Origin of the sequence: Burkholderia crassaminum, from assembly GCF_964265005.1 — a bacterium.
GTDB lineage: Bacteria > Pseudomonadota > Gammaproteobacteria > Burkholderiales > Burkholderiaceae > Burkholderia.
This window is the reverse complement of the sequence record NZ_OZ183800.1, coordinates 2,517,522-2,538,545: the sequence shown is the minus strand read 5'-3', so window position 1 is coordinate 2,538,545 and position 21,024 is coordinate 2,517,522. Positions and strand designations below refer to the sequence as shown.

General features: G+C 66.9%; 18 protein-coding genes. 15 read left to right on the top strand and 3 right to left on the bottom strand.

The genetic code is table 11. The annotated features are described in order from the left end of the window. Positions 1-14: 14 nt before the first annotated feature. Positions 15-401 (bottom strand): DUF883 family protein, encoded by a 387-nt coding sequence (locus ACPTTF_RS28340; RefSeq protein WP_021157600.1) that lies wholly within the window; start codon positions 399-401, stop codon positions 15-17. 285 nt (positions 402-686) lie between these two features. Beyond that, a complete protein-coding gene (locus ACPTTF_RS28335; protein WP_423369107.1) occupies positions 687-2,552 on the bottom strand; it encodes an ExeM/NucH family extracellular endonuclease in 1,866 nt (621 codons plus the stop codon). A gap of 204 nt (positions 2,553-2,756) precedes the next feature. On the opposite strand from ACPTTF_RS28335, the gene ACPTTF_RS28330 reads away from it, so the two are divergent. The 8 genes from ACPTTF_RS28330 to ACPTTF_RS28295 all read left to right on the top strand — a co-directional run bounded on the left by ACPTTF_RS28330 (position 2,757) and on the right by ACPTTF_RS28295 (position 9,943). Beyond that, positions 2,757-3,110 carry a YciI family protein gene (locus ACPTTF_RS28330; protein ID WP_166954240.1) on the top strand — a complete coding sequence of 118 codons (354 nt, stop codon included), beginning with the start codon at positions 2,757-2,759 and terminating at the stop codon, positions 3,108-3,110. Between the two features lie 125 nt (positions 3,111-3,235). Then, positions 3,236-3,667: a YciI family protein gene (locus ACPTTF_RS28325; protein WP_423369106.1), complete on the top strand. Its 432-nt coding sequence runs from the start codon at positions 3,236-3,238 to the stop codon at positions 3,665-3,667. A 25-nt stretch (positions 3,668-3,692) separates the two neighbouring features. Further along, complete coding sequence (locus ACPTTF_RS28320) at positions 3,693-4,109, top strand: VOC family protein (RefSeq protein ID WP_166956624.1); 417 nt, start codon at positions 3,693-3,695, stop codon at positions 4,107-4,109. Continuing rightward, positions 4,106-5,374: an RNA polymerase sigma factor gene (locus ACPTTF_RS28315; protein WP_423369105.1), complete on the top strand. Its 1,269-nt coding sequence runs from the start codon at positions 4,106-4,108 to the stop codon at positions 5,372-5,374. Before ACPTTF_RS28320 ends, ACPTTF_RS28315 begins: the two co-directional genes overlap by 4 nt. A gap of 401 nt (positions 5,375-5,775) precedes the next feature. After that, positions 5,776-6,198 carry a rubrerythrin family protein gene (locus ACPTTF_RS28310; protein ID WP_048250182.1) on the top strand — a complete coding sequence of 141 codons (423 nt, stop codon included), beginning with the start codon at positions 5,776-5,778 and terminating at the stop codon, positions 6,196-6,198. Positions 6,199-6,317: 119 nt separating this feature from the next. Continuing rightward, a complete protein-coding gene (locus tag ACPTTF_RS28305) occupies positions 6,318-7,655 on the top strand; it encodes a heterodisulfide reductase-related iron-sulfur binding cluster (protein ID WP_423369104.1) in 1,338 nt (445 codons plus the stop codon). Between the two features lie 31 nt (positions 7,656-7,686). Continuing rightward, the gene (locus ACPTTF_RS28300; protein WP_423369103.1) at positions 7,687-8,268 is read left to right on the top strand and encodes a DUF3501 family protein; all 582 of its coding nucleotides are present in this window, start codon (positions 7,687-7,689) and stop codon (positions 8,266-8,268) included. Between the two features lie 733 nt (positions 8,269-9,001). After that, on the top strand, positions 9,002-9,943 hold the full coding sequence (locus ACPTTF_RS28295; protein ID WP_423369899.1) for a transposase: 942 nt from the start codon (positions 9,002-9,004) through the stop codon (positions 9,941-9,943). A gap of 123 nt (positions 9,944-10,066) precedes the next feature. Here the strand turns inward: ACPTTF_RS28295 and ACPTTF_RS28290 are convergent, their stop codons facing one another. Beyond that, positions 10,067-11,593: a mannose-1-phosphate guanylyltransferase/mannose-6-phosphate isomerase gene (locus ACPTTF_RS28290; RefSeq protein WP_166954232.1), complete on the bottom strand. Its 1,527-nt coding sequence runs from the start codon at positions 11,591-11,593 to the stop codon at positions 10,067-10,069. A 428-nt stretch (positions 11,594-12,021) separates the two neighbouring features. Here ACPTTF_RS28290 and ACPTTF_RS28285 point away from each other — a divergent pair, with 428 nt between their 5' ends. From ACPTTF_RS28285 to ACPTTF_RS28255, 7 genes are all read left to right on the top strand, one after another. Next, a complete protein-coding gene (locus ACPTTF_RS28285) occupies positions 12,022-13,395 on the top strand; it encodes an undecaprenyl-phosphate glucose phosphotransferase (protein ID WP_166954230.1) in 1,374 nt (457 codons plus the stop codon). Between the two features lie 73 nt (positions 13,396-13,468). Beyond that, entirely contained in the window at positions 13,469-14,881 is a 1,413-nt protein-coding gene (locus ACPTTF_RS28280) for a UDP-glucose dehydrogenase family protein (protein ID WP_423369102.1), read from the top strand. A gap of 31 nt (positions 14,882-14,912) precedes the next feature. Next, positions 14,913-15,356 (top strand): low molecular weight protein-tyrosine-phosphatase, encoded by a 444-nt coding sequence (locus ACPTTF_RS28275; RefSeq protein WP_166954226.1) that lies wholly within the window; start codon positions 14,913-14,915, stop codon positions 15,354-15,356. Continuing rightward, complete coding sequence (locus tag ACPTTF_RS28270; protein ID WP_423369898.1) at positions 15,350-16,528, top strand: polysaccharide biosynthesis/export family protein; 1,179 nt, start codon at positions 15,350-15,352, stop codon at positions 16,526-16,528. Before ACPTTF_RS28275 ends, ACPTTF_RS28270 begins: the two co-directional genes overlap by 7 nt. 50 nt (positions 16,529-16,578) lie before the next feature. Beyond that, positions 16,579-18,804, top strand: a complete 2,226-nt coding sequence (locus tag ACPTTF_RS28265) for a polysaccharide biosynthesis tyrosine autokinase (RefSeq protein ID WP_166954224.1) — start codon at positions 16,579-16,581, stop codon at positions 18,802-18,804. Between the two features lie 64 nt (positions 18,805-18,868). Continuing rightward, positions 18,869-19,828, top strand: coding sequence for a glycosyltransferase family 2 protein (locus ACPTTF_RS28260; protein ID WP_423369101.1), 960 nt, complete (start codon positions 18,869-18,871; stop codon positions 19,826-19,828). A 49-nt stretch (positions 19,829-19,877) separates the two neighbouring features. Further along, positions 19,878-21,014, top strand: a complete 1,137-nt coding sequence (locus ACPTTF_RS28255) for a glycosyltransferase family 4 protein (protein WP_423369100.1) — start codon at positions 19,878-19,880, stop codon at positions 21,012-21,014. Positions 21,015-21,024 lie beyond the last annotated feature (10 nt).

The window sequence follows — 21,024 nt, the reverse complement described above, 5'->3', positions numbered from 1 at the left end:
GCGGCCGGCTCCGTTCAACGGCGGGCAAGGAGCAGGCCCGCGACGAACGCGAGGCCGGCGACGACGCCGGCGGTTTGCCACGGGTTGTCTTGCACGACCTGCGACACGCGTTCGGCGGAATCGCGCAGCCGGGCGGCCGCGCTGCCCGACGCATGGTCGAGCGCGCCGCGCGCTTCATCGAGCCTGGATTGCACGCGCTTGCGCAGCGCGGCGATATCGCCGTCGCCGTCGTTTTTCAGCAGATCTTCCAGTTCGTCGACCAGCCCGCGCAGATCGTCGGTGACGTCGGCATGCAGGTCGCGGGCGGCCGAGCGCGTCGTGCGTCCCACGCGCCGGCCCGTGCGACGAATGTCGGACAGGCCGCGGTCCAGCTTGTGTTCGATCGAGTCGGTGAGCGCCATGGTGTTTATCCTCCTTCGATTCAAGGCCAAATTGGAGATAAGACGAATCCCAGCAACTAATGTGATTCACTTGGCCCAATTGAGTTTCGAGACAAATTTTCAATTCGTCGCCAGGATCGCCGCGAAGCCCCGCCGCACGGGGCGGCACGGCGGTTGAAAAATATTCGCATTCCGGGCGAAGCGGCGTATCGGGCTGCGGTACGCGGTGAAGGTTCGGTAAATATCGCGTCGCCGGGGCTATCAGGTAAATAGTGCCGTTGCAGGCCTTGTGCTGATGCAAATGCACTAGTCGACGCTTTGTCGACGAGCACGGTTCGTGCCCGGGGCGGCGAACGTGCCGGCGTCGCCAAGCGCGACGTCGATCACGACGGGATCATGGTCCGAGGATCGGAATGCGTCGGGTGCGTAATAGGACGACCGTTGCGCGGACGTCTTGTAATCGGGCACAGGTTGTAGCGCGACCGGTTCGTCGGCGTTGATGTGCCAGACGTGCACGGCCTTCACGCGTGCGGCGAGTGCCGGCGTGGCGAGCGCGTGGTCGAGGTTGCCCGCTTCGCCGCGAAATATGTAGCTGTACGCAGCATCGCCGACGAAGCGGGCAACCAGGTTCGTGTAGCCGCGTGATTCGAGCGCGCGAACCGGATCTTCCTTCGCATAGCTGTTCAGGTCGCCGATCAGCAGTACGCCGTCGGCCGCGGCACCTGTCGGCGACGTGGCAAGCCAGTCGGCGACGCGCGTGGCGGCCCGCGTGCGCGCCGCATTCCAGCAGCCCTGGCCGTCCGACTGGTCGCGATCGGCGCCGGTCGCGTTCGGGCAGTTCTTCGATTTCAGGTGATTGACCGCGACCGTGAACGCGCGCGTGCCGTCGATGCGTCGGAACGTCTGCGCGAGCGGCGGGCGGTGCCGGCCGCCGAGCGAGACGGTCGTGGCGCGACCGATCGGCTCGACCGTGTGGCTGTCGTACAGCAGCGCGACCGCGATCGCATCGCGGCCGAGCCGCGCGGTGCCGGGATCGACCGCGCGCCAGCCTTCGCCAAGTTGCGCGGCGAGACGCCGCACGGCGCTCGCGTCGCCGTGGCCGTTGTTCGCGATTTCCATCAGCCCGATCACGTCGGCACGCGGCGCGCGCAACGCCGCGACGATCTTCGCCTCCTGCCGCGCGAAGGCCGCGGGCGTTTTCGCACCGCGGTTGGCCGGCGCATCGAATCCACCGCCGTTCCCGTCACCATTGAAATAGTTGAACACGTTGAACGACGCGATGCGCACGTCGGCATCGGGATGCCGGGCCGGCGCGTCGGTACGCGGGTTCGTGGCGGCATCGAACGTCGGCACCGCGCCGGCAACCGGTTGCAGCCGCCACGCGCCGTAGCGCAGTTCGAGCACGCCTTCGACGCCGCGTACCGTGTAGCCCGCGCGCAGCGTGTTGGCGGCGCTCAGCGCCGGCGGCGGATAGCGCACGGTCGCGGGATCGGTGCGATTCGAGCCGTCGTCGAGCACGATACGGTTGCGTGCGTTGGCTGCCGCGAGCGCGGCGGCCTCGGCCGGCAGTGCGACGTGGGTCGGGATGCGCAGCCGGCCGTTGCTGAGGACGACGCTGCCGTAGCGACCGAGTTCATGGGTATCGCTGACCGTCAGCGTTTGCGGCAGGCGCACGCGCATGCCTTCATGCGCGGCCAGCACGGATAGCGTGGCGACCGGCAGCGTGAGCGTCGCGGGGGTGATTTTCTGCCCGCGTGCGCATACCGCCACGCCGCCCGACAGCGTGAATTGCGTCCGGCCGTATCGCTCGTCGACGCGGCCCGTGAGATGCACGAGATCGCCGGCCTTCGCGCGCGCGTTCGGTGCATACACGAACACGCCTTCCGGGACGCCCGGCCGGTGCCGACGCTGTGCGTCGGCCTGCTGGACGAAGAAGCCGCCCAGGCCTTCAGCGCCGCCGAAGGCTGCCGTGACGACCGCCTCGATCGAGGTCGTTTGCCCGGCCAGCGGCGACGGGCCGCCGGTGCCGCGGAGGTCGGCAATCGGCGTGGTCGCGCCGCCGCAGCCGGCGCTGATCGGTGGTGCGGCCGCGGCCGGCCGGGCGAAGAAGGTGGCGAGGGCGGCGACGGCGATGAACGGTGCAACGGCAAGCGGCGGAAGCAGGCGTGACATGGGGCGGTCCACAGGAAGAAAATCCGACGGTTCGGGAAGGCATCTTGACGGCAAAATGTCAGGAAGCGGCCGAAATGGCCATCCGGCCAGTGGCCGATTGGCCGACGATGCAAGCCGCACGGTGGCTGTTACGCTTTTGCATCGGCCGGCGCATCCCGATCGCGCAGCGAACGCTGCCGCGCCCCGTTCCCACAGGAGAAATCCATGTCTTACATGCTGTTGATTGTCGAGCCGACCGACCAGCGCGCCGAGCGCACGCTCGACGAAGGTCAGGCGCTGTACGCGCGGATGGTCGATTTCGCCGAGACGCTGAAGGCGCGCGGCGTGCTGCGCGGGGTCGAGTCGCTGGAGCGTTCCGAGCGCGGTACGCGCGTGCAGGTGCGCGACGGCGAGACGCGCCTGCTCGACGGCCCTTTCGCGGAGGTGAAGGAGATGGTCGGCGGCTTCTTCCTCGTCGACGTCGACACGCGCGACGAAGCGATCGAGATCGCGCGCCAGTGCCCGGCCGCGCAATGGTGCACGGTCGAGGTGCGTGCGGTCGGCCCATGCTTCCTGTGAATGCCGTGACTCGGTATTTACCCTGATTTGTCGTGGAGTGTGTCGATCCGGCCGTCTTCCGGACGTCGTCCGGATAAGGCACCGATCAACGGGCGCCGTCTTCCACCGACGACAAGGAGTGAACGATGCGATTCATGATCATGATCCGGGCGAACGCCGTCAGCGAATCCGACGCGTTGCCGGACAACCGGCTGGTCGAAGCCATGACCGTCTATCACGAGGAACTGGCCAAGGCCGGGGTGCTGCTCGACGCGAACGGGCTGCGGCCGACCGCGCAAGGCTGGCGCGTGCGTTACACGGGCGGCAAGGGCACGGTGGTCGACGGCCCGTTCGCCGAAACGAAGGAGCTGATCGCCGGCTATACGCTGATCCAGGTGCGTTCGCGCGACGAGGCGCTTGAATGGACCCGCCGGTTTCCCGCGCCGTTCGGCGCCGAAATGGACTGCGAGATCGAGGTGCGGCCGCTGTTCGAGCTCGACGATCTCACACCGAGCGACGCGGTCGAGCGGTTCCGCGATCTCCACGTCGGCCGCACCCGCGCCTGGATGTCCACCTGAATCCAATCTCACCGGAGCATCCGTCATGCACAAGATGGTCTTCATCAACCTGCCCGTGGCCGACCTGCCGCGCGCGAAGACGTTCTATCAGGCACTCGGTTTCGAGGTCGTGCCGGCCTATACCAACGACCAGGCCGCCTGCCTCAAGATCAGCGACACGATCTTTGCGATGCTGCTCGTGCGGCCGTTTTTCCAGACCTTTACCGACAAGACCATCGTCGATCCGGCGACGCACGTGCAGGTGTTGTCGTGCCTTTCGTGCGAAAGCCCGGCCGAAGTCGACGCTGTCGTCGCGAAGGCGCTTGCCGCAGGCGGTACCGTGCCGCGCCCGCCGATGGAATACCCGGGCATGTACGGCCACAGCTTCGCCGATCCGGACGGCCACGCATGGGAGCTGATGTACGTGGAGCAGGACGCGTCCGCCCAGGGGCAGGCGTCGTGACGCTTGAGGCGACTCACCGTGCGATCGAAGCGGTCTGGCGGATCGAGGCGCCCAAGATCATCGCGCGCGCCGCGCGCGTGGTGCGCGACGTCGGCGTGGCCGAGGAACTGGCGCAGGACACGCTCGTCGCGGCGCTCGAGCACTGGCCCGTCGACGGCGTGCCGGATAACCCGGCCGCATGGCTGATGACGGCCGTGAAGCGTCGCGCGCTCGATCGTGTCCGGCAGGAGTCGCTCCACGCGGCGAAGCGCGACCAGCTCGGCCACGAGATGGACGCGCTTGAAGCGCACGTCGTCCCCGACATCGCGGATGCGCTCGCCGACGCGAGCGACGACGACATCGGCGACGACCTGTTGCGGCTGATCTTCACGTCGTGCCACCCGGTGCTGTCGACCGATGCGCGCGTCGCGCTGACGCTGCGGCTGCTCGGCGGGCTGACGACGGGCGAGATCGCACGCGCGTTCCTGACACCCGAGCCGACGATCGCGCAGCGGATCGTGCGCGCCAAGCGCACGCTCGCGGCGGCACACGTGCCGTTTGAGGTGCCGGCTGCCGATGCGCGGCCCGCGCGGCTCGCGTCGGTGCTCGAAGTGATCTATCTCGTGTTCAACGAAGGTCATGCGGCGACCGCAGGCGACGACTGGACGCGCCCGGCGCTGTGCGACGAAGCATTGCGGCTCGGCCGCGTGCTGGCCGGGCTGGCGCCGGACGAGAGCGAGGTGCTCGGGCTCGTCGCGCTGATGGAGCTGCAGGCGTCGCGCATGCATGCGCGCACCGACGCGCAGGGCCGGCCCGTCCTGCTGCTCGACCAGGATCGCAGCCGCTGGGATCCGCTGCTGATCCGGCGCGGCCTTGCGGCGCTCGAACGCGCGACGAAGCTCGGCGGCGTACGCGGGCCGTACGCACTGCAGGCCGCGCTGGCCGCCTGCCATGCGCGTGCACGGCAGGCGTCGGATACGGACTGGGCACAGATCGTCGCGCTGTATGACGCGCTCGCCGAAGTCGCACCGTCGCCCGTCGTCGAGCTGAATCGCGCGGTGGCCGTCGGGATGGCGTTCGGGCCCGCTGCCGCGCTCGAACTCGTCGACGTGCTGCGCGACGATCCCGCGCTCGCGCGCTATCACTGGCTACCGAGCGTGCGCGGTGACCTGCTGGCGAAGCTGGGCCGCGCTGACGAAGCCAAGGCCGAATTCCGCCGCGCGGCGGAGCTGACGCGCAACGAGCGCGAACGCGAATTGCTGCTCAGGCGCGCGACGGACGCGTGACGCACGGAGCACGGAGTACGGAGCACCGAGCACCGAGCACCGAGCACGCAGCACGCAGCACGCGCGAACCCGGCGCACCGTGCACCAAGCACACCTGGCACACCCGGCACACCCGGCACACCCGGCACACCCGGCACACCTGGCACACCTGGCACACCTGGCACACCTGGCACACCTGGCACACCCGGCACACCCAGCACACCCGGCACACCCGGCACACCCCACGTCCCGCCGGGCAACCCACCGACTATCGCGCGGATTGAAATTGCCTATTGGGGGATGCGAACGCGAGCGCCTAGATTGAAGAGCACGATGCGCGCGCCGCGGCACACGCATCGTTCCCCACATACCTGATCGGCCCGGCTTCGCACGCGGCCGCGCCGACTCGAACGGAGGCGCAAATGGCGCAACTCAAGGGCAGCAAAACCGAAGAGAACCTGAAGGCCGCATTCGCGGGTGAATCGCAGGCGAACCGGCGTTATCTGTATTTCGCTTCGAAGGCAGACGTCGAAGGCCAGAACGACGTCGCCGCGCTGTTCCGCTCGACCGCCGAAGGCGAAACCGGCCATGCGCACGGCCATCTCGAATACCTGGAAGCCGTCGGCGATCCGGCAACGGGCCTGCCGTTCGGTTCATCGCGACTGAATCTCGAAGCGGCCATCGCCGGCGAAACGCACGAATACACGGACATGTATCCGGGCATGGCGAAAACGGCGCGCGACGAGGGCTTCGACGAAATCGCGAACTGGTTCGAGACGCTCGCGAAGGCTGAACGCAGCCACGCGAACCGCTATACGAAGGCGCTGGACAGTCTCGTCGACTGACGGGCCGCCGCGGGCCGCACGGCAGGCCGTGCGAGCGGCAAGCGGCCGGCTGTTCGTTCATCGCTGCCCGCATCGCGCGGGCGGCGCTGGCGCGCATGTGCGCCACGCTGGAGCGCCCCATGCCCCACAAGGAAGGCAGTCTCGAAGCCCCGACCCGGCATCCGCTCGACTGGCAGTCCGATGCGTTCTACGATCCGGCCGCGATCGATGCGGAAATGACGCGCGTGTTCGACATCTGCGCCGGATGCCGGCGCTGCGTGTCACTGTGCGGCGCGTTTCCGACGCTGTTCGACCTGGTCGACGACACGCCGATGGGCGATATCGAGGAGGTGCCGAAAGAAGCGTTCGGCAAGGTCGTCGACCAGTGCTACCTGTGCGACCTCTGCTACATGACGAAATGCCCGTACGTGCCGCCGCACGCGTGGAACGTCGACTTCCCGCACCTGATGCTGCGCGGCAAGGCCGCGCGCTACAAACGTGGCGAAGCGACGTTGCGCGACAAGGTGCTGTCGAACACCGACGCGCTCGGCCACTTCGCCGGCATTCCGATCGTCACGCAGGCAGTGAACGCGGTGAACCGCACGCCGTCCGCGCGCCATGCGCTCGAAGCGACGCTCGGCGTCGATCGCCATGCGTGGCTGCCGGAATTCGCGCCGCGCAAGTTCCGGCGCACGGCGAAGCCCTCGGACGGCCTGCCCGTGCGCGACGGCGAACGCACGCCCGGCAAGGTCGCGATCTACGCGACCTGCTACGTGAACTTCAACGAGCCGGGCATCGGCCACGACCTGCTCGCGATCCTCGCGCACAACGACATCCCTTACGAGCTCGTCACGCGCGAAGCCTGCTGCGGGATGCCGCTGCTCGAGCAGGGTAATCTCGCCGGCGTCGCCGCGAAGAAGGACGTGAACCTGCCCGTGCTCGAACGCTACGCGCGCGAAGGTTATGCGCTGATCAGCGCGATTCCGAGCTGCGTGCTGATGTACAAGAGCGAGCTGCCGCTGATGTTCCCCGGCGACGAAGCAGTGCGCGCGGTGGCCGACGCATTCTGGGATCCGTTCGAATACGTGATCGCGCGGCATCGCGACGGGTTGCTGAAAACCGATTTCAAGACGGGCCTCGGCACCGTGTCGTATCACGTGCCGTGCCACGCGCGCGTGCAGAACATCGGCCGCAAGACGGCCGACGCGCTGTCGCTCGTGCCCGATACGCGCGTGAATGTCGTCGAGCGCTGCTCGGGCCACGCGGGCACGTTCGGCGTGAAGAAGGAGTTTCATGCGGATGCGATGCGGATCGGCGGGCCCGTGTTCAAGGCGATGGCCGAGCCGCAGCCGGATTTCGTGTCGTCGGACTGCGCGCTGGCCGGCCATCACATCGTGCAGGGCATCGACGACAAGGGGCTGCCGTCCGCGCCGCTCGCGCATCCGCTCACGCTGCTGCGCCGCGCGTACGGCATCTGAGCCGCCGCCGGCCGACCCACGAGGACATCCCATGACGTTGACCCGCGACTCCCTGCTGACGCTCGAAGCGTACGCGAAGATCCGCACGGCCGAACACGCGCGGCTCGTCGCGTACAAGCGCCGCCGCGCGGTGGCGCTTGGCAACCACCTGCGCTTCCTGTTCGAGGACGAGACGACGATCCGCTATCAGATCCAGGAGATGCTGCACATCGAGAAGATCTTCGACCAGGCGGGCATCGAAGGGGAGCTGGAAGCGTATCTGCCGCTCGTGCCCGACGGCACGAACCTGAAGGCGACGATGCAGATCGAGTACGAGCACGAGATCGAACGGCGCGCGGCGCTCGCGCGGCTGATCGGTGTCGAGGATCGCGTGTACCTGCAGGTCGACGGGCACGAGCGCATCTACGCGATCGCCGACGAGGATCTCGAGCGCGACAACGCCGAGAAGACGTCGGCCGTGCACTTCGTGCGCTTCGAGCTCGGCGCGCCGATGCGCGCGGCGCTCAAGGGCGGGGCGGCGCTGTCGATCGGCTGCGATCACCCGGCCTACACGATGCCGGCGCGGCGCGTGGACGCGGACGTGACCGCATCGCTGGCCGGCGATCTGCGCTGACGCGTCCGCTGCACGTCCGGAACACCCTGCGCACCGGCTTCCATTTTTCCGTTCCGACCCGAAACAAGATTCCCGCACGCGCTGCGGCGCTATCGCTCGCCTGCCGCCGCGAAGATGTAACAGACGTCACGAGTTTGCGTGTGGCGAAAAATGTGCATCGTGCGTCACCGTGCTTTCATCACTCGCAGAGAAACAATAAAAAGATTGTGCACGGAGATAATTAAAATCGGCGAAATTCGAATGATTTACCGATTCGTGAATATCTCGTTACTATTTTTTCCCTGATTTACCGATGTTGGGCAGCAATGCGCGGGATTGTTGCCGACAGGGGTCGGAGTAGCCCGAAAATGCCCATTCGCGGGTATTCTTCAGACGCTGTAGAGCCCCGCCTGGCGGGCCTTTGCAGCTGCGGGCATAAAGATCTCGCAAAAAAATTCAAGCGTAAATACATTACGCACCCTTGGCAGGTTGTTTCAGTGCGTAACATTAAGTCATTGTCATATTGAGATAAACCCTAGGGATGGTATGCTTCGTGCACAAAAATTCCCACATTGGAGTGAGACCGGGATTTGTGCGCCATTGCCGGGAATGGCGGCACCGTGAAAGTGCGGTGTCGCGCCGGCATGCACAACACCGGATAACCATAATGTGCAACCTGGCCGCCCCGCGACGCGATGTGTCGCGACGGCGCCGCCAATCGCAGCCCCGGCCTGGCTGCGTGGAGAGATCTACTATGTTCTTCGATGAGCTTAACGATGAAGAGTGGGTTCGTCTTTCAACGCTGATCGCCGATGAACCCATCCGGCTGAATCGTCGTGGGCGTCCGCGTGCCGAACCGCGCGTCGTCGCCAACGCGGTGCTCTGGATCCTGACGACCGGTGAAGCCTGGTCGAAGCTGCCCGGTCGTTATCCGTCCGGGCCGACGTGCCGTCGCCGTTACGAGGAATGGCTGGCGTCCGGCACGCTGTTGCAGATGATCGACGTGCTGACCCAGTTCAGCGGGCGCGCGTTCGCTTATATCCCGCCGCCGCCGGAGGCGGTCGTGCCCGCGCGCCGTGCCGAGCCCGTGCCCGACAACGATCGCTTGCGCGGTGTGTTCTGGCAGAACCCCGAGTCGTGGCAATTGCCGGTCGCGCACGCAAACGTTTGGGATGGCGAAGGTGCGTCGCAGACGGCCATGCCGGACGACGCCGAAGTCCGGCAGTCCGATGCGTCGTTCGTGGTGCCGGGTGCGCGGTCGGTGGAGCTGCGCCATGCGCATGGTTCGTCGGCGAGCTTCGCCGCGGCCGAGCCGCAAGTCGACGAATATCGCGGCTATACGATCTGCGGCATCGCGCAGCCCGTGCAGAACCTGATGTTCCGCGCGTGGGCCGAGATTTCGCAGGACGAGCGGCGCGTCGAGCGCTCGGGCCTCATCGGCCCGCGTTTCACCGATGCCGAGGAAGCCGAGCAGTTCGCGCTCGACTGGGCACGTCAGTGGATCGATCGCCATGGCGCGAGCGACGAACCGGCGCGCGACCCGCAAGGCGAGGTGCTGGCCGGCCTGTCCGCGCTCGCGCGTGCGGAGTCGGACATCAAGCGCTTCATTGCCGAGCGTCACGCGAGCACGCTCTCCGAAAGCCGCAACGATCCGGTGCAGCCGGAGCGTCGCGAATACGTGTACCGCGTAGGCTGATCGCCGTACCGGTGAAACGCGCGGGCCGTCGTGTGCCACGACGCCCGCGCGGAAGTCCCGTCTGTCCATGCCTGCCTCGCCCGGGGCGCCGCCGTCAAAGCGGCGCCCCGGGCGCACGATGCGTTACTGGCGGCCGTAGGTATCGTCGAAGCGGACGATGTCGTCCTCGCCGAGATACGCGCCCGATTGCACTTCGATCAGCTCGAGCGGCATCTTGCCCGGGTTCTCCAGGCGGTGCGACACGCCGAGCGGGATGTACGTCGATTCGTTTTCGGACAGCAGGAACGTTTCGTCGCCACGCGTGATGCGCGCGGTGCCGCGCACGACGATCCAGTGTTCGGCGCGGTGGTGGTGCATCTGCAGCGACAGTCGCGCACCCGGTTTCACGACGATGCGTTTCACCTGGAAGCGTTCGCCCGTGTCGACCGAGTCGTAGTGGCCCCACGGGCGATGCACCTTGCGGTGGTCGGTGGCTTCCGCGCCGCGTTGCGCCTTGAGGCGCCCGACGATTTTCTTCACGTCCTGCACGCGCGACTTGTCCGCGACGAGCACGGCGTCGGGGGTTTCGACGACGACGAGGTTCTGCGTGCCGACGCAGGCGACGAGCCGGCTTTCCGAATGCACGAACGTCGATTCCGCGCCTTCGAGCAGCACGTGGCCGCGGCCGACGTTCCCGGCTTCGTCCTTCGACGAGATCTGCCAGATCGCATCCCACGAGCCGACGTCCGACCAGCCCGCGTCGAGCGGCACGACGACGCTCTCGCACAGTTGCGGCAGGCTCGCGAGCGGCTCCATCACCGCGTAGTCGATCGAGTTCGACGGCGACGCGGCGAACGCATCGCGATCGACGCGGAAGAAATCGCCATCGGCCTTGCCCTGGGCGACGGCCTGTTCGCAGGCCGCGTAGATCGCGGGTTCGAGCTGGCGGATCGCCTTCAGCCACACCGACGCGCGCACGATGAAGATCCCGCTGTTCCACCAGTATTCGCCCGATGCGACGTACTGCTGAGCGAGTTCGAGATGCGGCTTCTCGACGAAACGATCGAGGCGGCGCACGTCGAGGCGGCCCGTCGCGGCGTCGCCGAGCGGCGCGCCGATGCGGATGTAGCCGTAACCGGTTTCCGCGTGCTTGGGCACGATGCCCATCGTCGCGATCCTGCCTTGCATCGCGCAGTGCACGCCGGCCGCGACGGCCGCGTGGAAGCGCGGCAGGTCGGCGACCGCATGATCGGCCGGCATCACGGTCATCACCGCATCGTTACCGTCGGCAACGAGCCGCAGCGCGGCGAGCGTCAGCGCGGGCGCGGTGTCGCGGCCGATCGGCTCGAGCATGATCGACGCGGACTTGCCGGTCAGGCGCAGCTGTTCGGCGGTCGTGAAGCGGTGATCCTCGCCGCATACGATCAGCACGTCGTCGGCCAGCGGATGATCGACCGCCAGGCCGTCGAGGCGCAGCGCGGTCGACTGCAGCAGCGAATGTTCGCCGAGCAAGCCGATCAGCTGTTTCGGAAAACGTTCGCGCGACATCGGCCACAGGCGCGTGCCGGAGCCCCCGGCGAGAATCACCGGTTGCACGGCGACGCGCGTGCCGGCGGCGGGTGCGGCGGAAGAAGAATGGCGCGTTTCGGCAGCCACGGCCGGAGCATTCATGGTGACACTCTCCACGGTTGAAGTCAGTGCCTGTCGTTGTAGCATGAAGTAAATCGACAATAAAACCGGGTCCATTGCCTGATATTCGCCAGGCATGCATTGGGAAAAATTTTCCGCGCTAGCATCCGATGCAAATAAAAAATTAAAAAATAAATCCGTGAATCGGCTGGTCTTGACCGTCGGCAAAGGGTGAGCGGAAATCGTAAAGCTTCCGAAAAATTCCCGATTTCTGAGCATTTCGGGAAAACCTGCCGATTTAATTCAAAAACTTCTCAGCAAGAATTTCCGATTATTTTTCGAAATACTTGTGCGCTTGAGGAGAAATTTTCTTACCGCTTCAATAGCGTCATGCAACGTTTGAATCGAATGTGCGGCACGGGTCGCACAAGGAGCTGTTCGGCAAACGCCTGTTCAAAGAGGATGCAGACATGTTGAGCGTGCTGGCGAGAGTCATCGATATCGCGATGGTCGTGGCGGGGGCACTGATCGCTGCCGCACTGCACGGCGGCAGTATCTGGCTCAACGACCTGCAGCGCACGACGGTGTTGTTCGACTGCCTGCTCGTCGTCGTGTTCTTTCCGGCCATCGGCATTTACCAGTCGTGGCGCGGCAAGCGTCTCGTCGGGCTGGTGGGCCGGGTTGCGTTCGCGTGGCTCGTGGTCGAGCTCGCGGGCATCCTGATGAGCTTCAGCTTCCACCAGTCGGGCGACCTGTCGCGGATGTGGCTGGGTTACTGGGCGGTCGTGACGATGGCGCTGCTCGCGGGCTCGAAGGCCTGCGTGCACGTCGTGCTGCGGCAACTGCGTCGCGGCGGCTACAACCTGAAGGCGGTCGCGATCGTCGGCGGTACGCCGGCGGCGCGGCGGCTGATCGCGCAGATGCGGGCGCGGCCGGAAGCCGGTTTCAACCCGGTGTGCGTGTACGACGAAAGCGAAGCGCCGGGCGAGGTCGCGCTCGACGACGTGCGTATCGAGCGGCAGTTCGAATCGCTGGTGTGGCTGGTACGCAGCCGCGCGATCAGCGAGCTGTGGCTCACGCTGCCGATCACGGAGGAGCGCCGGATTCACCAGATCGTGACGGTGTTCCGCCACGACTTCGTGAATATCCGCTTCATCCCGGATGTGCGCACGCTGTCGTTCTTCAACCAGGAAGTGGTCGAGGTGCTCGGCGTGCCGGCGATCAACCTCGCGGCGTCGCCGATCACCGATGTGCGGATCCTGCCGAAGTTCGTGTTCGACCGGCTGTTCGCGCTGGCAGCGCTCACGGCGCTCGCGCCGGTGATGGTGCTGATTGCCGGCCTGATCAAGCTGACGTCGCGCGGGCCGGTGTTCTTCCGCCAGAAGCGCAAGGGTATCGACGGGCACGAGTTCGAGATCTACAAGTTCCGCTCGATGAAGGTGCACCAGGAAGTGGCCGGGCACGTGACGCAGGCCACGAAGAACGACACGCGCGTGACGCCGGTCGGCCGGTTCCTGCGCCGCACGAGCCTCGACGAGCTGCCGCAGTTCATCAACGTGCTGAAGGGCGAGATGTCGGTCGTCGGCCCGCGCCCGCATGCGCTCGCGCACGACGACATCTACAAGGATCTGGTCAAGGGCTACATGTTCCGCTACCGGATCAAGCCGGGCATCACCGGGTGGGCGCAGATCAACGGCTTTCGCGGCGAGACCGACCAGATCGAGAAGATGATGGGACGCGTGAAGCTCGATCTGTACTACATGCAGAACTGGTCGTTCTGGCTCGACATCAAGATCGTCGTGCTGACGCTCTGGAAAGGCTTCACCGGCAGCAACGCGTACTGAATACCGAGATCGCGCCACGCAGGCATTGCGGTTTAACGAATTTCGAATCATTGGTCACGAGGTCCGACACATCATGAATCTGACTATCATCGGCAGCGGTTACGTAGGTCTTGTCACCGGCGCCTGTCTCGCCGACATCGGGCACGACGTGTTCTGTCTCGACGTCGACCAGGCAAAGATCGACGTCCTGAACAACGGCGGCGTGCCGATCCACGAGCCGGGCCTCAAGGAAGTCATCGCACGCAACCGCTCGGCGGGCCGCCTGCGCTTCTCGACCGATATCGAGGCCGCGGTCGCGCACGGCGACGTGCAGTTCATCGCGGTCGGCACGCCGCCCGACGAGGACGGCTCGGCCGACCTGCAATACGTGCTCGCGGCGGCACGCAACATCGGCCGTTACATGACGGGCTTCAAGGTGATCGTCGACAAGTCGACGGTGCCGGTCGGCACGGCCGAGCGCGTGCGCGCGGCGGTGGCGGAAGAGCTTGCGAAGCGCGGCGGCGACCAGATGTTCTCGGTCGTGTCGAATCCGGAATTCCTGAAGGAAGGCGCGGCGGTCGACGATTTCACGCGGCCGGACCGCATCGTGATCGGTTGCGACGACGACGTGCCGGGCGAGCGCGCCCGCGAGCTGATGAAGAAGCTCTACGCGCCGTTCAACCGCAACCACGAACGCACGCTGTACATGGACGTGCGCTCGGCCGAGTTCACGAAATATGCGGCGAACGCGATGCTCGCGACCCGCATCTCGTTCATGAACGAACTGGCGAACCTCGCCGACCGCTTCGGCGCGGACATCGAGGCGGTGCGCCGCGGGATCGGTTCCGACCCGCGTATCGGCTATCACTTCCTGTATGCCGGCTGCGGCTACGGCGGCTCGTGCTTCCCGAAGGACGTCGAGGCGCTGATCCGCACGGCCGACGAGCACGGGCAGGCGCTGCAGATCCTGAAGGCCGTGTCGTCGGTCAATGCCACGCAAAAGCGCGTGCTCGCCGAGAAGATCATCGCGCGCTTTGGCGACGACCTGACCGGCCGCACGTTCGCGATCTGGGGCCTCGCGTTCAAGCCGAACACTGACGACATGCGCGAAGCGCCGAGCCGCGAGCTGATCGCCGAGCTGCTGTCGCGCGGGGCGCGCGTCGCCGCGTACGACCCGGTCGCGCAGCAGGAAGCGCGCCGCGTGATCGCGCTCGATCTCGCCGATCACCCGAGCTGGCTCGAGCGCCTGAGCTTCGTCGACGACGAGGCGCACGCCGCACGCGATGCCGACGCGCTCGTGATCGTCACCGAATGGAAGATCTTCAAGAGCCCCGACTTCGTCGCGCTCGGCCGCCTGTGGAAAGCGCCGGTGATCTTCGACGGTCGCAACCTGTACGAGCCGGAGACGATGAGCGAGCAGGGCATCGAATACCACCCGATCGGCCGGCCGGGCTCGCGCCAGGCTGTCGCCGCCCGTGTGCCTGGCACTGCGCCCGCGAGCGCGTAACCCTTTTTCCCGTCACTCGTTACGAGACGCCATGTTCCGGAACATCCTGATCGTCTGCCACGCAAACGTCTGCCGCAGCCCGGCCGCGGAAATGCTGTTCAAGTCCCACGCCGCGTCGCGCGGCGGCCCGCGCCCGACGTTCCATTCGGCCGGCGTGCATGCGAACGACGGCGACGGCATCGATCCGGTGATGCGGCGACTGCTTGCCGAGCGCGGCGTCGATGCGACGACCCACCGCTCGCGGCGGCTGTCGCGCCGGTTCGTGCGCGACGCCGACCTGATTCTCGTGAGCGAGCGCGGACAGATCGCCGCCGTCGAAGCGGTCGATCCGTTCGCGCGCGGCAAGGTCCACCTGCTCGGCAAGTGGGAAGGCGCCGAGATTGCCGATCCGCACGGCGGCCCCGAGGCCGATTACCGCGAGAGCTACTCGCAGATCGAACGTCTGGTTCAAGGATGGCTACAGAAACTATGCTGAAACGCCCGATGCGCCCGGTGGCGCTTGCCGTCGCGCTGACGACTTTCCTGTCAGCCTGTGCAACCGCGCCCGGCAACTACCTCGACTCGTCGAACCTGAAGGACGAAGGCCGCCAGGAAGCGGCTGAAACCTATCCGGTTCATTACATCGACGCCAAAGTGGTGATGGACCAGCTGCAGAAAGCGCAGGTCGACCATCCTCTGCCGCCCGCACGCTATACCGATCCGTCGCAATACGTGTACCGCATCGGCCCGCAGGACATCCTCGGCGTCACCGTCTGGGACCACCCGGAGCTGACGACGCCGCAGGGCCAGTCGTTCTCGAGCGGCGGCAACACGACGCAGACGATCGCGGGCGCGCTGCAGCAGCCCTATTCGTCGTCGCTGCCGGGCCAAGCCGATCCTTATGGCCAGACGGTGGCCTCCGACGGCACGATCTTCTTCCCGTTCGTCGGCCGTATCCACGTGGCGGGCAAGACGATTGCGCAGACCCGTGACGAGCTGGCCACGCGTCTCTCGCGCTATGTGAAGAATCCGCAGCTCGACATACGCGTGCTGTCGTTCCGCAGCCAGAAGGTGCAGGTGACGGGCGAAGTGAAGACGCCGGGCCCGCTCGCGATGAGCGACGTGCCGCTGACGCTGGTCGACGCGATCTCGCGCTCGGGCGGCTCGACCACCGACGCCGACCTGCAGCGCGTGCGCCTGACGCGCGACGGCAAGCTCTACACGCTCGATGCAAACGGCGTGCTCGACCGCGGCGAAGTGCGGCAGAACGTGATGCTGCAGCAGGGCGACATCGTCAACGTGCCGGACCGCAGCGACAGCCGCGTGTTCATCATGGGCGAGGTCAAGACGCCGGTCACGGTGCCGATGCTCAAGGGCAAGCTGACCATCGCCGACGCGTTGACGGCCGGCGGCGGCATCCTCGACACCGATGCGAACCCGCGCAAGATCTACGTGATGCGCGGCATGCGCGACAACCCGACGAAGCCTGAAGTGTTCCGTCTCGACATGACCCAGCCCGATGCGCTGATGCTGTCGAGCCGTTTCCCGCTTCAGCCGCTCGACGTGGTCTACGTCAGCACGGCCAGCTCGGTGCAGTTCAACCGTGTGCTGCAGCAGGTGCTGCCGACGATCCAGACGATCTTCTACATGCGGCAAATCACGCGCTGATAGCCCGCCGGGGCGGCGCCTCCGCCCCGGCACCACTCAAGCGGGAACGAATGGTGAACACGCAAGCGAAACACTCCTACGCGGATCTGTCCGTGAAAACCGAGGAAGAGGACGTCGTCCTCGGCCAGTTGCTCCAGGTGATCATGGACGACATCTGGCTGCTGCTCGGCATCGCGGTGACGGTCATCGCGCTCGCCGGCCTCTACTGCTATATCGCGAAGCCGGTGTATCAGGCCGACGTGCACGTGCGGGTCGAGAGCAACGACAACACGTCGCAGGCGCTCACGCAGACGCAGACCGGTGCGACGATCAACAGCGGTCCGCAGCAGGCGCAGACCGACGCGGAGATCGAGATCATCAAGAGCCGCGGCGTGGTCGCACCGGTGGTCGAGCAGTTCAAGCTGAACTTCTCGGTCGTGCCGAAGACGATTCCGTTGCTCGGCAGCCTCGCCGCGCGCGTCGCGACGCCGGGCACGCCGGCTCGCCCGTGGCTCGGCCTGAAATCGTATGCGTGGGGCGGGGAAGTCGCCGACGTCGATTCGATCAGCGTCGTGCCCGCGCTCGAAGGCAAGAAACTGACGCTGACGGCCGGGCCGAACGACACCTATTCGATCGTCGACGAGAACGGTACCCGGCTGCTGTCGGGCCGCGTCGGCGAAGCGGCGCAGGGCGGCGGCGTGACACTGCTCGTGAAGCAGCTCGTCGCACGCCCCGGCACGCAGTTCACGGTGGTCCGCTACAACGATCTCGACGCGATCAGCGGCTTCCAGACCGGCATCCAGGTGACCGAGCAGGGCAAGCAGACGGGCGTCGTGCAGATCTCGCTCGAAGGCAAGGACCCGGACCAGACTGCCGCGATCGCGAACGCGCTCGCGCAGTCGTACCTGAACCAGCACGTGGTCGCGAAGCAGGCCGAAACGACCAAGATGCTCGACTTCCTGAAGGGCGAGGAACCGCGCCTGAAGTCCGACCTCGAACGCGCGGAAGCCGCGCTGACGCAGTACCAGCGCACGTCGGGCTCGATCAACGCGAGCGACGAGGCGAAGGTCTACCTCGAGGGCAGCGTGCAGTACGAGCAGCAGATCGCCGCGCAGCGCCTGCAGCTCGCGTCGCTCGCGCAGCGCTTCACCGATTCGCATCCGATGGTGATCGCCGCGAAGCAGCAGCTCGCCGAGCTGCAGGGCGAGAAGGACAAGTTCAGCAACCGCTTCCGCAGCCTGCCGGCCACCGAAGTGAAGGCCGTCCAGCTCCAGCGCGACGCGAAGGTCGCCGAGGACATCTACGTGCTGCTGCTGAACCGCGTGCAGGAACTGTCGGTGCAGAAGGCCGGCACGGGCGGCAACATCCACCTCGTCGATTCGGCGCTGCGTCCGGGCGACCCGGTCAAGCCGAAGAAGGTGCTGATCCTGTCGGCCGCCGTGTTCCTGGGCCTGATTCTCGGCACGGGCGTCGTGTTCCTGCGTCGCAACATGTTCCAGGGCATCGAGGATCCCGACCGCATCGAGCGCGCGTTCAACCTGCCGCTGTACGGGCTGGTGCCGCAAAGCGCCGAGCAGGTGAAGCTCGACGCCGCGGCAGAAAAGGGCGGCGGCCGTGCGCGGCCGATCCTCGCGAGCCTGCGTCCGAAGGACCTCAGCGTCGAAAGCCTGCGCAGCCTGCGCACCGCGATGCAGTTCGCGATGATGGATGCGAAGAACCGCGTGATCGTGCTGACGGGCCCGACGCCCGGCATCGGCAAGAGCTTCCTGGCGGTCAACCTCGCGGTGCTGCTCGCGCATTCGGGCAAGCGCGTGTTGCTGATCGACGCCGACATGCGTCGCGGCCTGCTCGACCGCTACTTCGGCCTCACCTCTCAGCCGGGCCTGTCGGAACTGCTGAGCGACCAGTCGCCGCTCGAGGATGCCGTGCGCGAAACACCGGTGCAGGGCCTGTCGTTCATCTCGGCCGGCACGCGCCCGCCGAACCCGTCGGAACTGCTGATGTCGCCGCGCCTGCCGCAATACCTCGAAGGGCTCGGCAAGCGCTACGACGTGATACTGATCGATTCGCCGCCGGTGCTGGCGGTGACCGACGCGACCCTCATCGGCCGCATGGCCGGCTCGACGTTCCTCGTGCTGCGCTCGGGCATGCATACCGAAGGCGAGATCGCCGACGCGATCAAGCGCCTGCGCACCGCGGGTGTCGACCTGGAAGGCGGGATCTTCAACGGCGTGCCGCCGAAGGCGCGCGGCTACGGCCGCGGCTATGCGGCCGTGCATGAATACCTGAGCGCCTGATCGGCATCGCACGTAACCGGGCTGGCGGCGCACACCGCCTGCCCGGTCGACAGGAGAACCAACGATGAAAATTTCCGTGCTCGTTCCGACCTATCGGCGTCCCGCCGACCTCGCGCGCTGCCTGCTGGCGCTGCAGCGGCAGCATCGGCTGCCCGACGAGGTGATCGTCGTCGCGCGCCCGGAGGACGACGCCACGCACGAACGGCTCGCCGATCCGGCGGTCGGCGGTGCGCTGCCGCTGCGCATCGTGCCGGTCGACGTGCCGGGCCAGGTCGCCGCGCTGAACAAGGGGCTCGACTCGGCGAACGGCGACATCGTCGCGATCACCGACGACGACGCGGCGCCGCACCCCGACTGGCTTGCCCGCGTCGAGTCGGCATTCGAAGCCGATCCGCGCGTGGGCGCGGTCGGCGGGCGCGACTGGGTGCACGAGAAAGGGCGCGTGCTCGACGAATCGCGCGAACTCGTCGGCCAGCTCACGCTGTCCGGCAAGATCGTCGGCAATCATCATCTCGGCGTCGGCGGCCTGCGCGAGGTCGACATGCTGAAAGGCGCGAACATGAGCTACCGCCGTGCCGCGATCGAGCGGCTGCGCTTCGACACGCGGCTGCGCGGTGCCGGTGCGCAGGTGCACAACGACATGGGTTTCAGCATGCAGGTGCAGCGCGACGGCTGGAAGCTCGTCTACGACCCGGCGATCGCGGTCGATCATTTTCCGGCCGAGCGCTTCGACGACGACCGGCGCGATGCCGCGTCGCTGAATGCGATCAGCAACGGCGCGTACAACCTGCACCTGATCCTGCGCGAGCATCTGCCGCCGGTGCGGCGCGAGATCGCGTGGTGGTGGTGGACGCTGGTCGGTACGCGCGTCTACCCGGGCCTCGCGCACGTGCTGCTGTCGCTGCATACGGCGAAGCGCGAGCGGATCCGCGAGCACTGGCGCGCGGTGCGCCGCGGCGCGCGCGATGCCCGCCGCGCGAACCTTGCCCCCCATCGTGCGGCGATGCCGCCGGTGACGTCTTGAACGAGCTGCGCGCGCAACACCGCGCGGCCGAACCCGGAGAAGGGCTCGAATGACTGCAACCAAGGTCCACGTCCATCTGTTTTACGGCGCCGATCCGCGTACCTACCGGAAAGGCGAGAACATCGGCTGCCTGTACGGCTATCACCATGCCGAATCCGACGAGTTCCGGCTGACCTATTCTCAGGACGGCGGCGAGAGCCGCGTCGTCGGCCTCGCGCGTCGCGCGCTGAAGGCGGCGCTCGGCTTCGACGTCGTGCATGCGTGGCGCAATCGTGCCGCGCTGCTGAACACCGACGTGATCTGGACGCATACGGAGCAGGAGCACCTTGCGGCCTCGCTGATCCTGAAGCTGGCCGGCGCGCAGGGCAAACGTCCGCTGCTGCTCGCCCAGAGCGTGTGGCTGTTCGACAAGTGGGGCAGCTTCGGCGGCCCGCGCCGCTGGCTGTACCGCAAGCTGATCGCGCGCGCCGACGCGCTGACCACGCTTGCCCGCGACAACGCCGACCTGTGCCGCCGCTATCTCGGCCGCGAAGCCGAGTTCGTCTACTACGGGCTGAACACGCAGGACTTCCCGATCACCGAGCCGCGGCAATGGCAACCGAACCGGCCGCTGCGGATCGCGGCGATCGGCAACGACCGCGACCGCGACTGGCGCACCTTCCTCGCCGCGTTCGGCGGCGACGAGCGTTACGACGTGCGGCTGGCGACACGGCGCCGCGTGCCGAGCGAGTGGCATGCACCGAACGTGAAGATCGGCTCGGCGTCGGGGCTCGCGAAGCAGCACGAGCTGTACGCATGGGCGGACGTGATCGTCGTGCCGCTGCGGCCGAACTTTCATGCGTCCGGCATCACCGTGATGCTCGAGGCGGCTGCTGTCGGCAAGCCGATGATCGTGTCCGACGTCGGCGGGCTCAGCGACTACTTCCCGCACGATACGGCCGCCTATGTGCCGGCGTTCGACGCGCAGGCGATGCGCCAGGCCGCCGATCGCTTCGCGGCCGATCCGGTCGCGGCGCTGGGTTGCGCGCGGGCCGCCGCCGCGTGCCTGCGCGAACGCGACTTGACCACGCAGGCGTTCGCCGAGCAGCACGTGCGGATCACGCGCGACATGCTGCGCCGGCGCCGGACGCCGGCGGCTGCGGGCCTCGCGATGCCGCTCGCGGATTCGCGACCGTCGTCGCGCTGAGAGCGGATCG

Coding starts and splice junctions, on each gene's coding strand:
- ACPTTF_RS28295 (WP_423369899.1), top strand. CDS start 9,002: ATGTTCTTCGATGAGCTTAACGATGAAGAGTGGGTTCGTCTTTCAACG.
- ACPTTF_RS28330 (WP_166954240.1), top strand. CDS start 2,757: ATGTCTTACATGCTGTTGATTGTCGAGCCGACCGACCAGCGCGCCGAG.
- ACPTTF_RS28290 (WP_166954232.1), bottom strand. CDS start 11,593: ATGAATGCTCCGGCCGTGGCTGCCGAAACGCGCCATTCTTCTTCCGCC.
- ACPTTF_RS28275 (WP_166954226.1), top strand. CDS start 14,913: ATGTTCCGGAACATCCTGATCGTCTGCCACGCAAACGTCTGCCGCAGC.
- ACPTTF_RS28340 (WP_021157600.1), bottom strand. CDS start 401: ATGGCGCTCACCGACTCGATCGAACACAAGCTGGACCGCGGCCTGTCC.
- ACPTTF_RS28320 (WP_166956624.1), top strand. CDS start 3,693: ATGCACAAGATGGTCTTCATCAACCTGCCCGTGGCCGACCTGCCGCGC.
- ACPTTF_RS28255 (WP_423369100.1), top strand. CDS start 19,878: ATGACTGCAACCAAGGTCCACGTCCATCTGTTTTACGGCGCCGATCCG.
- ACPTTF_RS28300 (WP_423369103.1), top strand. CDS start 7,687: ATGACGTTGACCCGCGACTCCCTGCTGACGCTCGAAGCGTACGCGAAG.
- ACPTTF_RS28280 (WP_423369102.1), top strand. CDS start 13,469: ATGAATCTGACTATCATCGGCAGCGGTTACGTAGGTCTTGTCACCGGC.
- ACPTTF_RS28265 (WP_166954224.1), top strand. CDS start 16,579: ATGGTGAACACGCAAGCGAAACACTCCTACGCGGATCTGTCCGTGAAA.
- ACPTTF_RS28260 (WP_423369101.1), top strand. CDS start 18,869: ATGAAAATTTCCGTGCTCGTTCCGACCTATCGGCGTCCCGCCGACCTC.
- ACPTTF_RS28305 (WP_423369104.1), top strand. CDS start 6,318: ATGCCCCACAAGGAAGGCAGTCTCGAAGCCCCGACCCGGCATCCGCTC.
- ACPTTF_RS28310 (WP_048250182.1), top strand. CDS start 5,776: ATGGCGCAACTCAAGGGCAGCAAAACCGAAGAGAACCTGAAGGCCGCA.
- ACPTTF_RS28325 (WP_423369106.1), top strand. CDS start 3,236: ATGCGATTCATGATCATGATCCGGGCGAACGCCGTCAGCGAATCCGAC.
- ACPTTF_RS28285 (WP_166954230.1), top strand. CDS start 12,022: ATGTTGAGCGTGCTGGCGAGAGTCATCGATATCGCGATGGTCGTGGCG.
- ACPTTF_RS28335 (WP_423369107.1), bottom strand. CDS start 2,552: ATGTCACGCCTGCTTCCGCCGCTTGCCGTTGCACCGTTCATCGCCGTC.
- ACPTTF_RS28270 (WP_423369898.1), top strand. CDS start 15,350: ATGCTGAAACGCCCGATGCGCCCGGTGGCGCTTGCCGTCGCGCTGACG.